Below are 12,851 nucleotides of genomic sequence, written 5' to 3'. Positions count from 1 at the left end.
TGCTAATCTGTTTCGAAACCATGCTTTTCAGCAAAAGCACTCCACTTCAGGTATTTCTTTTCATTTTTAAAGGCCGGATCTTCACCATAATAATACATCAAACGTTGAGTTGCATATTCGTAGGCACTGTAAATATTGGCCTGCTCATAATACTTAATGGCTTTCTTCAGATCCGTTTTTACTCCCATACCGTGTTCGTAGATAATGCCGTAATAAATCCCGGAATAAGATTGATCATAGTCTTTTTTTAAGTACACCAAAAGGTTTTTATAGTCTCTTAACTGGTAATAGATTTCTGAGATTTTATCGTAATTGTAGGCGTATTTTTTCTCAGCTTTCTGATAAAAATCCAAAGCTTTATTGTAATCCTGCTTCACGTGTTGTCCAAAATAATAGAGATCACCCAGGTTGACAAGAGCCATTTCGTCACTAAGCTCAGCACTCTTTTCATAGGCCTCAATTGCTTTTTTGATATTAAAAGAATACCCTATTCCGTTGTGGTATAAAGCACCGATATTGTTCCAGGCTACAGGATGGTTTCGTTGTGCTGCTTTTTCGTAATATGCAATGCCTCTTTGCGGATCAAATAATGATTCTATTTCAGGATCCGTAAGCAGTAGCCCTATTTCTACCAGGCTATCCATGTCACCCTTTTGGGCAGATAACTCAAAAAGACGAAGTGCTTCGTGGTAATTCTGGTTTTTCTTTTCGTCAAAAGCCATTTTTTTAATCGTTCCAACCTCCATAAATTGTTCGGCGTTCTTACCCGTCTGGCTTTTCCAACGGTTATAAAAGGAAGTAAAGTATTCCAGATCTTTTCCCCGGAATGAATACCGGTCCAGATAAACGGCACCATATTCGGAAGCCTCTACCCGGTGAATGCTTCTGTCTTCATGCATCCTCAACATATTTTCACCCTGATACAGAAACAATAAACCTTCTTCTGTTCTGTAATTCAAAGGATTGGAAATATAATCATACAATTGGGCTGACAGACCATTCTCAAAATCGAAAAATTGATACCCTTCATTTTTTTGAACCGATAAAAATCCATTTTCCAGATAGTGAATCTGCTTAATTTCCGGCTGGGGAATGATTAACCAATTGCCATTACCTGCATCAAAAAGTCCTGATCCTACGTTGGTTTCCAGGATAAAGACATTATTTCTATATCTATTGGATTCTGCTTTTACTTTACTAACAGATTCATTTTCCAGCAGAAACTGGTGTTTTAAAGCATGATAGATCTTCCAGCTTTTGTCTTTGCGAACAGCAAGAGTTTCATAATTATCAATTAAGATCATCTGATCTGCTTCGTCTATAATGAGGCGGCCTTTCTCGTCAATCAATCTGCCTTTCTTGTCAAATTTGTTCGGCTTGACCCAGAAACAGGTACTTGCTTTTGAGATGCTGCCTTCTAAAAAGTCTCCGAGATAGTTTCCTTCTTTCGTATAATATTTTCGTTTGCCGGTACCTTTTTGTCTGGTGAAAAATAATTCAGGGAAATAATCATATTCATAAGGGTTTTCGCTTTCAACAGGGATAACCAGTCCGTTTTCATCGCTGTAAACTCCGAATTTGCCGTCTTTTTCTACCCCAAAGAATCCATAGCCTGTTCTTTCGATGGCATCGTATTCCGCAGGAACCATCCATGTGTTTGAATAGATTTTTAAAATCCCTGATTTGCCATTCACCTTTACTTCGCCTAAAGGTTCCTGTCCAAAATCGAATACGTCAAAAGCATCTTCATATACCGGAGAAACCCATTCTTTTCCATCACTTTGCAGGTAACCGAACAAAGCCCCTTTTTGAATTACCGATATATTGTAGTAATCATCTGCTTCAAAAATATCGTCATAAACCGCAGGAGCTAAAACAGCACCTTTTGCATCTTTAAGGCCGAATTTCGCGTTCTCTTCAAATACAGAAGATGCCGCTTTTTTATAGGCAAGCTCTTCAAAATATCCCAATCCGTAATTAATCCAGCCGGTTTGTAAAATTTCAAGAAATGAGGAATACCCTGTCTGTGAGAACAAGGAATCCAGCAGCGAAAGATTCCGGGCTTTAACAGCCTTTTTATACAGCTTGCTTTTCTGCTGAATTTCTACCAGCCATTCCTTTGCCTGTACCGTATGTTCTTCTTCGTTCATATTGAAAACATCTGTTGCATTCAATACAAAAGTGTCGTAAGGTAAAGCTTCCAGAAACTCGAACATTTTATTAACGGGTTCATAATAAGCCTTCTTGTAATGCAGCTGATAATTATCTGCCAGCAGATTGAAAAAATAACGCAGCTGAACAATTCCCTGGTTTTTATCGGAGAAAAATTCAACGCCTTCCACTTTGATATCTTCTGCCAGCAGAGGATACAGCAATAATGGAATTTCATAATTCCACTCGCCCAGATAGGAATCGAATGTCTGATTTGTTTTTTGATCGTAATTGTATAAATAAATCCGGTGTGCCATTCATTCAATTTTAACATATCGGAAAGCATTACAGCATTCCCTGTTACCTAAGGTTGCCTCCCGAGCAGCTGCAAATTACAAATATACGCAGCAATATTACTTTTACAGCTTCTTCCTCACTCCATTGTATCTGGCTAGTGTTTTTACCCATAGTTTTTTAGTGTTTATTCGAAATAAGAATTTATCGTTGAATCGGGTGTGAAAAAGAAAGCTATAAAAGTTATAAATTATTGTTTATCCGGAGAGATTTAACCGTTTTATCTTTATTAGATTTTTAGGCCAAATATAAAAATAGAGACAGTATAAAAACATCCCTGATATCAGTGGTTTTTAATTTAGTCTGTTTCATATTATAATGCATCACATCTTCTTTATGGCCTGTAGGTTTCGGCCTGTTCAAACAGGATCATGTAACAATAAAATGCAGTTAAAACTACTCCGATAAGGCCGGAAATAAGAAATATAAGAAGGTAATACACGGCTTTTTTATCTTTCTTTTGTATAAAATTGATAATGAAAGTAATCAGCGTGCACAGGAATCCTGCTCCAAAAAATATAATTAAGACAGCAAAAAATAAAGCTCTTTCCAGGTGTAGGTCTGCAGATGAAAGCATAAGGGTCTAAATTTACAGGTTAACAATAAGTTCAGCAGGTTCGACTGAACATAGAAATGATCAAACCTGCCTGAATTGTATGTTTCATATTCATCGTCAATATTAGAGAGAACAGTCAAATACTGCAATCCCTATTATCAGGTATATTGTATGTTGCCTTACTTTTTTGAGTGTTTTTCTTTATAACAAAAGGATTTTCAATTCATTTGCTCTTTGAAGAGTGTTGACAATACATTACTATTGTTAACAAATTTTTAATCAATTATTATCTTAGATCAAGGTATTCTGAAGATTTTCTATCTACATTTGTGATTATAAAAATCAAGCACACTATTTATTAATATTAAAAAAAGAAACAATGAGCACATTTACATTAAAAGACGGAACAGAAATTTATTACAAAGATTGGGGGAAAGGACAGCCGGTTTTCTTTCACCACGGATGGCCATTATCGAGTGATGACTGGGATGCACAAATGTTCTTCTTTTTAGAACAGGGCTACAGAGTAATTGCTCATGACAGAAGAGGCCACGGAAGATCCGAACAGACTCCTTACGGACATGATATGGATACTTATGCTTCTGACGTAGCAGAAATTGTTAAAGCTTTGGATTTGAAGGATGTAATCCACGTAGGACATTCTACAGGCGGTGGTGAAGTGATCAGGTATGTAGCAAAACATGGTAACGGAAGAGTTGCAAAAGCCGTTCTGGTAAGTGCAGTAACACCTATTATGGTTAAGAATGAGAATAACCCGAATGGAGTTCCTATTTCCGTTTTTGATGATATCCGAAACAATACCGCAAAACACAGACAGCAATTCTTCATCGATATTACCTTCCCTTTTTATGGGTACAACAGAGAAGGAGCCAAAGTTTCAGAAGGAATCCAGAGAAACTGGTGGAGACAAGGTATGAATGGTTCTATCAAAGCACATTATGATTGTGTGAAAGCATTCTCTGAGACAGATTTCACCGAGGATCTTAAAAGCGTAGAAGTTCCGGTATTGGTAATGCATGGCGAAGATGATCAGATTGTACCTTTTGAAACAACAGGCAAGGTAGCTGCTACCCTTCTTAAAAACGGGAAACTGATTTCCTATCCCGGATTCCCGCACGGAATGCCAACTACAGAGGCTGAAACCATCAACAGAGATCTTCTGGAGTTTTTTAAATCATAATAAGAATAAGAACATCATTACGTCTTTATGAACGTATAGCATTGAAGGCAAATCCGTATTGATATGGGGTTTGCCTTTATAATTCAACCCAAAAGACCTTCCTGTTGATATACATTAAAAATTCCTTTCGTGTATCACTTTTTTTTCGTAATTTTGCACACTATTATTCCTAATGTCTTTAGGAGTAGCCAAAACAGATATTGATAACAAAAACAATAAAAAAGCAAAACAATGCCAAAATTAAAAACGAAATCAGGTGCTAAGAAACGTTTTGCTCTTACCGGAACAGGTAAGATCAAAAGAAAAAACGCTTACAAAAGCCACATCTTAACTAAGAAAGAAACTAAGCAGAAGAGAAATCTTACGTCTACTTCTTACGTAGCTAAAGTGGATGAGAAAAGCGTTCAACGTCAATTAGCAATTAAGTAGTTTTTATAAATCTATATTCGGTTTATAAGAATTCAAACAAATTCACAATTTTAACCCTGAAACGGTGCAAATAAGAGCAATAACACTGCCGCCCTTTTCAAAAAAACAATTTAAATTATGCCAAGATCAGTAAATGCCGTAGCTTCAAGAGCTCGCAGAAAGAAAATTTTTAAGCACGCTAAAGGTTATTTCGGAAGAAGAAAGAACGTTTGGACTGTAGCTAAAAACGCGGTAGAAAAAGCAATGCAATATGCTTACCGTGGTAGAAAAGAGAAAAAGAGAAATTTCAGAGCACTTTGGATCACTCGTATCAACGCGGGAACCAGAGAGCACGGAATGTCTTACTCTCAATTTATGGGAGCTCTTAAAAAGAACAACATCGAACTTAACAGAAAAGTTTTAGCAGATTTAGCAATGAATCACCCTGAAGCTTTCAAAGCTGTTGTAGATCAAGTAAAATAATGTAGAATAGATTTTGTTATCAATATAAGTCCCGGGTTTTCCCGGGATTTTTTTGTTATATACTTTTCAATTTCTTATATGGTAAATTCCATTCTAATTGCCATATCAACAGTAAACTTTATGAGATAGAATTCACAAAAGATGAATTTATCATTAAACATATTCAATAATAAAGAAAAATTTACCTAAATTTTATTTATTTAGCGAATTCTAATCTAACACAATAATAAATTTAATAAAAAGTTAAATTATTATTGATAAATCAAACAAATTAACACTATCCCAGTTAATAATTAACAATAAATAATGATTAATTGTTATATTAGCAATCTCTAAAGAAAGTATTAAAAATGAAAAAAGTTGCGGCTCTTTTGCTCAGTTCAATTGCACTTCAGAATATGAGTGGACAAAGTTTTATTCAGGCTTATAAGGACAGAGCAGATATGGTTACCCAAACCAATATTAGTACAAACCTTCAGGAATTTGCGGGATTTGGTATTAAAAAAACAGGTACAACAGCTAATAATAACGCTTTAAACTGGCTTAAAAATAAATACCTTTCCTACGGATATACTGTCAATAATATGTCTGAAGATAGTTTTACCTACGGAAGCAGCACTTCAAAAAATTTAATTATTACCAAGACAGGAACAGTATACCCCAACAAATATGTTATTATCTGCGGACATTACGATACGATTGTAGGTCCCGGGGTAAGTGACAATGGCAGCGGAACTTCCATTATTCTTGAAGCAGCAAGAATATTGAAAAATGTTCCCACGGAATATTCTATCAAATTTATTCATTTTTCCGGGGAAGAACAGGGGCTTGTGGGAAGTAACCATTATGTAAATAATGTAGCTTATCAGAATGGCAGTCAGGTTCTGGATATAAAACTGGTTTTAAATATTGACCAGGTAGGCGGGCTTATTGGAAATAACAACAATACGATTACCTGCGAAAGAGATACTGGTGGGGTGTCTTCCAACAATGCAGCCTCTACTGCTGTAACACAGGAACTGATGAACTGTACTACCCTTTACTCTCCTCTTCAGACGAATCTTTCGTATGCTTACAGCTCCGATTATATGCCTTTTGAGGCGAAAGGATACACCATTACCGGATTCTACGAATATTTGAGAAGTGAAAACGAACATACGGTAAGTGATACTTTTGCCAACCTGGATCCTGTATATGTCTTCAATGTAGGAAAAGCAGCTGTGGGAGCTTTACAGCACTTTGCCGTTGCCTCTACAACCAGCAATCTTTTAAGTACTAAAGATACAGCACAACACTCAACAGAAGCCATCAGGTTTTATCCTAATCCGGCTAAAGATCTTGTGACTGTGGAATTTCAGGAGAAAGTAAAACACTTCAAAGTTGAAGTCAACGACATGTCAGGAAATACTGTGTTATCACTTGAAAACCAGGACAAAATAAATACTTCAGGATTAACAAACGGGGCTTATACTTTTACTGTTACAACCGATAAAGGAAATACCACAAAAAAAATTATCATTAATCAATAATGTCTGACGGATATTCTGCATCTGTTGCATTCTGGAATATTCAGCATTACTCTCATCAAATGAAAAAAATCGCTGCTTTTTTATTCGCTTCTGTTGCTATGCAAAGTATTGGAGCTCAAAGTTTCATTCAGGCTTATCAGGACAGGGCGGATATGGTAAATCAAACCAATATTACCACTTACCTTCAGGAATTTGCTAATCTAGGGGTGAAAACCACGGGTTCACCAGCTAATGCCAATGCATTGACATGGCTCAAAAACAAGTATCTTTCTTACGGATATACAGCCAGCCAGATAACAGAAGATCCTTTCACTGCAGGAAGTTATAATTCTAAAAACCTGGTTATTACCAAAACAGGTACGGTATATCCCAATAAATATGTAATCATCTGCGGACATTTCGACAGTATCACCGGCCTGGGAATCAATGATAACGGAAGCGGAACGTCTATCATTCTTGAAGCAGCAAGGATTCTGAAGGATGTTCCGACTGAATATTCTATAAAATTCATTCATTTTTCCGGGGAGGAGCAAGGACTTCTGGGAAGCAAACATTATGTCAACAATGTGGCTTACCAAAGTGGTGTTCGTGTTCTGGATATTAAACTTGTTTTTAATCTCGACCAGGTAGGCGGTGTTATGGGAAATAACAACAATACCGTTTACTGTGATGAAGATCAGGGCGGACTTTCAACAAACAATGCCGCTTCGGCTGCTGTAACTCAGGAACTGAGAAACTGTACAGCGCTCTACTCTCCTCTTCTGACTGCCGTAGATCCGGCTGCTGATACGGATTATATTCCTTTTGAACAAAAAGGCGAAGTGATCACAGGTTTTTTTGAAAGAATAAGAAGTACCTATCCACATACAGTGAATGATACTTTTGCCAACACAGATCCTGTTTATATTTATAAAATAGGAAAAGCCTCTGTGGGAGCATTGCAGCATTTCGCGGTTGCCACCGGCACATTAGGGACGAATGAAACCGCAGGAAAAAATACGTTGGAAAGTGTGAAAATTTACCCCAATCCTGTAAAAGATGTTATCAATATTGAACTTCCGGACTCCGGAATTAAAAATTTCACTTTTGAAATCACGGATTTTCAGGGGCGTTCCATTTTCAGGAGAAACAATGAAACAAGTATTAATGCTTCAGGCCTGGAAAACGGAGCTTATATCGGAATTTTAAAAATTGGAGATCAAAAGGTTGTCAGAAAAGTGATGATTGAAAGATAAACCAGTATACAATACGAAAAAAAGACTTTTGAAGCTATTCAAAGGTCTTTTTTTTACCAGAACTGCATTATACTATTCATAAGGCAATTACGATAATTAATATGATATTCATAATAAATATTATTTTATTTTAACACATTAAACACTTCGTTGTGATTTATTTACTACATTCGTGTCACCAAATAATATTATATATGAAAAAATTCACAACACTTTTATGCTCAGCATTGATAATGCAGAGCATTGCAGCTCAAACTTTTATTCAGGCTTACAAAGACAGAGCAGATATGGTTACCCAAACCAATATCACCACCAATCTTCAGGAGTTTAGTAATTTAGGGGTAAAAACAACAGGTTCAGTAGCGAATACCAATACATTGAACTGGATCAAAAACAAGTATCTTTCTTACGGTTATACGGCCAGCCAGATAGAAGAAAGTCCTTTTACCTTTGGAAGCACCAGTTCGAAAAATTTAATTATTACCAAAACCGGAACGCTTTATCCTAACAAATATGTTATTATCTGCGGACATTTCGATACCATTTATGGCCCGGGAGTGAATGATAATGGCAGCGGAACTTCAATTATACTGGAAGCCGCAAGAATTCTGAGAAATGTTCCTACTGAATATTCTATAAAGTTCATTCATTTTTCCGGGGAAGAACAAGGGCTAAAAGGAAGCAGCCATTATGTGAACAATGTAGTATATCAGGGAGGTGTCCGCAAATTGGATATCAAACTGGTTTTCAATCTGGATCAGGTAGGCGGCGTGAAAGGAAATAATAATACCACCGTATATTGTGATGAAGATCAGGGAGGAGTATCCAGTAATAATGCAGCTTCTGCAGCTGTCACACAACAACTGAGAAATTGTACAGCACTCTACTCACCTCTTCTGACTGCCGTAGATCCGGCAGCTGATACGGATTATATTCCTTTCGAACAGAAAGGTGAAGTGATTACCGGATTTTTTGAAAGGATAAGAAGCACTTACCCTCACAGCTCTAAGGATACTTTCACCAACATGGATCCTGTTTATGTATACAAGATCGGAAAAGCAACCGTTGGTGCTTTACAGCATTTTGCAGCAGCATCCACTACCATGAGCAAACCCGCATCAAAAAATTCACTGGAAGCTGTAAAGATCTACCCTAATCCAGCCAATAATCTAATTAATATTGACTTACCGGATTTTAAGGGAATGGATTTCAGCTTTGAAATCAGCAATTCTTTGGGAAGGTCACTTTTAAAAGTCAATAACGAAAGAAAGGTTAATGTTTCATCCCTTCAGAACGGAGTCTATGTTGGAGTTTTGAAAGTGGGTGAAGAAACCCTTGTTAAGAATATTATGATTGAAAGATAAGAAATCAATTCATTGATAATAAAAAACAGCAGGGTTATTCTATTCCTGCTGTTTTGTTTTTATGCATTAAATACAACACATAGAATTTTAAAGCTCTTCAACAATCTGTTCTCTTGTTTTGTTATTTAAATCAATAACTTTTATAGGGATAAGCTTGTTAGGTAATATATTTCCTGCCGGCCTGATCCATTCCTTGACCCCAAAAAGGAAATCAAGTTTGGTGTTGGGAGTCTGAAAGCTAATCAGTTCACCAAAATGATTGGGATGTCCTCTTTCAGGTGCTTCACCTACTACTTCTGCCAATTTGTCATCCAAAACCATGACGCTGAACATCATAGCACTGGAAAATGTATTTTTTCCAACAATGATATAAGTCTTCCCATGGAATCGCAACGGATTTTCATCCGCTGTTACAGAACGAGAACGGATCGGATAGTAATCACCATCTTTTATTTTGCTATATTCTGCAGATTCTTTATTGTTTGCTTTTAAATAATCAGCGTACTCTTTACTTTTTTTAAATTTTCCCTGATAAGTATAATACGTTTTATCTGAAAAATAGTTAATAAGTAAATTTCCAACGGCAGAATTTCCTCCGGAATTGTTGTGAACATCAATGACTAGCTTCTGGGCTTTGTCTTTTTTGATCTGGCTGAAAATACTGTCCAATTTTGTTTTCCATTCTTCCAGAGTGAATGTATTTCTGTCATCAAAAGTATTGACTGTTAAATAAGCATAATCCTTTATTTTTTTATAATCAAGAGGTTTAAAATCTTCTTTTTTCTTAGGCTGAGACTTTGAAGCATTGGCTTTCAGCTGTTCCAGAGAAATACTTTTAACCACTGTTTGCAGACCGCTTTTAAACTTCAGGTTGTAGTCATCTGTGATAAAGTAACAGTACTTATTAATCATTATCCAAAACCGATCAACGGCTATGGGTATTCGTTCTTCTTTAGCGCCCGGAATAGTCTGGGCACAGGTCTCCAGGACTTCATGAATTGGTATAGTATTCAGCGAAATCACTTCGTCACCAATAGTAGGTTTACTGTCTGAATAGTTTTCCGTAAGAAGCATTTTGCCATTTTCATATTTGAATTTCAACGGTAAAACTTTCATGCTTTTTCTAATGCTGTCAGTAACGCAAAAGTCAGACATTGAGCTATGTTCGTCGTTCAATGTGACAATCAAAGGCTTTGCTAGGTAATAAAAATCCTTCTGCGTCATGCCATCTTTCAGAGAATTACGGATATCTGTATATTTTTTTTCAAATTCTGATTTTGAAATTTCTGTATAGGGATTGACGTGTGCATTGGTTATTTTTGCCTTAATAAAGTCTACATCCTGCTCCAGCTGCTGCTTAGTAAATTTCTGAGAATAAAGTTCGTTACAGTTTTTCTGGGCAAAAGCAGATTGAACAAACAAAACTGCAAGTAAGGTTAATTTTAATTTCATAGATATTCGTTTCCGAAGGATTAGTGGCTTGATATTTACTTTTGTTACAGTTGAAAAAAGTTGTTTATTTATTCCTGATTTTAAGAATCTCTTCAATTTCCCCCATTGAAAATCCTTTGGCTTTCAATAAAATTAAAAAGTGATACAGCAGATCTGCAGCTTCGTTTTTAAAGAGATCATCATTATTGTCTTTTGCTTCTATAACCAATTCTACGGCCTCCTCGCCTACTTTTTGAGCCATTTTATTGATTCCTCTCTGATATAATGAGTAAGTATATGAGTCTTCAGCCTTCGTATCTATTCTCTGAGAGATTTTTTCTTCCAGTTCATACAGAAATCCTTTAGTATTCTTTTCCCCGAAACAACTAAAACTTCCTGTATGGCAAACCACATTTTTCGGAACGGCTTTAATTAAAATGGTATCCTGATCACAGTCGATGTCAATACTTTTTACCGTTAAAAAATTACCCGATTCCTCACCTTTTGTCCAGAGTCTGTTTTTGGAACGGCTGAAAAAAGTAACAATTCCTTCTGCCTGTGTTTTTTCAAAAGCTTCCTCGTTCATGTAGCCCAGCATCAAAACCTGCAATGTTCTGTTGTCCTGAATAACCACAGGCACAAGGCCATTATCTTTATTAAAATCTATTTTCATCGTATTTGAATTTTTTGAGTTTTTAACTGTTGTTTTAAATCCTGAATCCCTATTTCATTAAAATGAAAAATACTGGCTGCCAATCCTCCTGTAGCTTTTGTTTCATTAAATACTTTAACAAAATCATCAATGTTACCAGCGCCTCCGGAAGCAATCACCGGAATGCTTATATTTTCTGAAACCAGCTTTGTAATCCTAATATCAAAACCGTTTTTTGTACCATCACCATCCATGGAAGTCAGCAATATTTCACCTGCTCCTAATGCTGCTGCTTCTTGAGCCCATTCCATCGTTAAAAGTGCTGTGGCTTCCCTTCCTCCTTTGATATGAACAAGATCTTTATCTTCCACCAGTCTTGTATCAATGGCTACCACAACACACTGGCTTCCGAATTCTTGGGCCAGATCAGAAATAAGACCCGGATTTTTTACGGCTGAAGAATTGATGCTGATCTTGTCTGCACCTGCTTCCAAAAGTTTTCTCACATCCTCTACAGACGAAATCCCGCCTCCTACTGTAAAAGGGATACTCAATTCTTTTGCGATCTCTTTTACCAGCTCTACAAATGTTTTTCTATCCTCAATTGTGGCGGTAATATCCAGAAAAACAAGCTCATCAGCTCCTTCCTGCTCATATTTTTTGGCAAGTTCTACCGGATCTCCGGCACTTTTTAGATCTTCAAAGTTAACACCTTTTACAGTCGCTCCATCCTTAATATCCAGACATGGGATAATTCTTTTCTTAAGCATTTTCAATAAAATTTTGAAGTTGTTGTAAACTTATTTTTCCCTCATAAATTGCTTTTCCAATGATTGTTCCCGCACAGCCGATATCCTTCATCTTATAGACATCAGCAATGCCTGAAATACCGCCGCTTGCTACCAGCTGAACAGATGTTTTATATAAAATTTCAATATAAAGACCTGTTGAAGGACCTTCCAGCATACCGTCTTTTGCAATATCAGTACAAATAGCGGTCTGTATTCCTTTTTCCTGATACTGAAGGATAAAATCAATGATATCATAAGCGCTTTCTTCCAGCCATCCGGATGTTTTAATCTTTCTGTTTTCACAGTCTGCACCCAAAATGATCTTCTCCGCTCCATATTTTTCAATCATTCCAAAACAAAATTCAGGATCCTGAACGGCAATACTTCCTAAAGTGATCTGCTTTGCCCCGGAATTAAAAGCGGTTTCAATATCTTCCTGAGTTTTTAGCCCTCCTCCAAAGTCGATATGCAGCGAAGTAGAACGGGCAATATTTTCCAGAACTTTCTGGTTGACAATATGCTTTGATTTCGCCCCATCAAGATCCACCAAATGAAGGTATTGAATCCCAAAGCTTTCAAACTCTTTTGCCACTTCTACAGGATCTTCATTGTATATTTTCTTTGTATTGTAATCTCCTTTTGACAAACGGACACATTTCCCGTCGATAATATCAATAGCCGGAATTATTTTCATGA

At 36.5% G+C, this 12,851-nt stretch carries 11 protein-coding genes; 6 read left to right on the top strand and 5 right to left on the bottom strand.

The features are described from left to right. Window positions 1–2 precede the first annotated feature (2 nt). Window positions 3–2,468 (bottom strand): tetratricopeptide repeat protein, encoded by a 2,466-nt coding sequence (locus DEU40_RS05045; protein ID WP_110008816.1) that lies wholly within the window; start codon window positions 2,466–2,468, stop codon window positions 3–5. 972 nt (window positions 2,469–3,440) lie between these two features. On the opposite strand from DEU40_RS05045, the gene DEU40_RS05035 reads away from it, so the two are divergent. The 6 genes from DEU40_RS05035 (at window position 3,441) to DEU40_RS05010 (ending at window position 9,281) form a co-directional block, all read left to right on the top strand. Then, a complete protein-coding gene (locus DEU40_RS05035; protein WP_110008814.1) occupies window positions 3,441–4,262 on the top strand; it encodes an alpha/beta fold hydrolase in 822 nt (273 codons plus the stop codon). 231 nt (window positions 4,263–4,493) lie between these two features. Beyond that, complete coding sequence (rpmI, locus tag DEU40_RS05030; RefSeq protein ID WP_034694453.1) at window positions 4,494–4,691, top strand: 50S ribosomal protein L35; 198 nt, start codon at window positions 4,494–4,496, stop codon at window positions 4,689–4,691. Between the two features lie 117 nt (window positions 4,692–4,808). After that, window positions 4,809–5,153, top strand: a complete 345-nt coding sequence (rplT, locus tag DEU40_RS05025; protein ID WP_002979659.1) for a 50S ribosomal protein L20 — start codon at window positions 4,809–4,811, stop codon at window positions 5,151–5,153. 350 nt (window positions 5,154–5,503) lie between these two features. Further along, a complete protein-coding gene (locus tag DEU40_RS05020; RefSeq protein WP_110008813.1) occupies window positions 5,504–6,682 on the top strand; it encodes a M28 family peptidase in 1,179 nt (392 codons plus the stop codon). Beyond that, window positions 6,682–7,917, top strand: a complete 1,236-nt coding sequence (locus DEU40_RS05015) for a M28 family peptidase (RefSeq protein WP_228406445.1) — start codon at window positions 6,682–6,684, stop codon at window positions 7,915–7,917. The genes DEU40_RS05020 and DEU40_RS05015 overlap by 1 nt, the downstream gene beginning before the upstream one ends. A gap of 194 nt (window positions 7,918–8,111) precedes the next feature. Then, entirely contained in the window at window positions 8,112–9,281 is a 1,170-nt protein-coding gene (locus DEU40_RS05010; protein WP_110008812.1) for a M28 family peptidase, read from the top strand. Between the two features lie 87 nt (window positions 9,282–9,368). On the opposite strand, the gene DEU40_RS05005 is transcribed toward DEU40_RS05010, so the two are convergent. The 4 genes from DEU40_RS05005 to hisA all read right to left on the bottom strand — a co-directional run bounded on the left by DEU40_RS05005 (window position 9,369) and on the right by hisA (window position 12,849). Beyond that, the gene (locus DEU40_RS05005) at window positions 9,369–10,733 is read right to left on the bottom strand and encodes a S41 family peptidase (RefSeq protein WP_110008811.1); all 1,365 of its coding nucleotides are present in this window, start codon (window positions 10,731–10,733) and stop codon (window positions 9,369–9,371) included. 64 nt (window positions 10,734–10,797) lie between these two features. Next, entirely contained in the window at window positions 10,798–11,385 is a 588-nt protein-coding gene (hisIE, locus tag DEU40_RS05000; RefSeq protein WP_110008810.1) for a bifunctional phosphoribosyl-AMP cyclohydrolase/phosphoribosyl-ATP diphosphatase HisIE, read from the bottom strand. Next, window positions 11,382–12,134 carry an imidazole glycerol phosphate synthase subunit HisF gene (gene hisF, locus DEU40_RS04995; protein ID WP_110008809.1) on the bottom strand — a complete coding sequence of 251 codons (753 nt, stop codon included), beginning with the start codon at window positions 12,132–12,134 and terminating at the stop codon, window positions 11,382–11,384. The genes hisIE and hisF overlap by 4 nt, the downstream gene beginning before the upstream one ends. Continuing rightward, window positions 12,127–12,849 carry a 1-(5-phosphoribosyl)-5-[(5-phosphoribosylamino)methylideneamino]imidazole-4-carboxamide isomerase gene (gene hisA, locus DEU40_RS04990; protein ID WP_110008808.1) on the bottom strand — a complete coding sequence of 241 codons (723 nt, stop codon included), beginning with the start codon at window positions 12,847–12,849 and terminating at the stop codon, window positions 12,127–12,129. Before hisA ends, hisF begins: the two co-directional genes overlap by 8 nt. Between the last annotated feature and the right edge of the window lie 2 nt (window positions 12,850–12,851).

The organism is Chryseobacterium sp. AG844, from assembly GCF_003182335.1.
GTDB classification, from domain to species: Bacteria; Bacteroidota; Bacteroidia; order Flavobacteriales; family Weeksellaceae; genus Chryseobacterium; species Chryseobacterium cupriresistens.
Note: the sequence above shows the minus strand (reverse complement) of the source record. Positions and strands in the feature narration are given on the sequence as shown.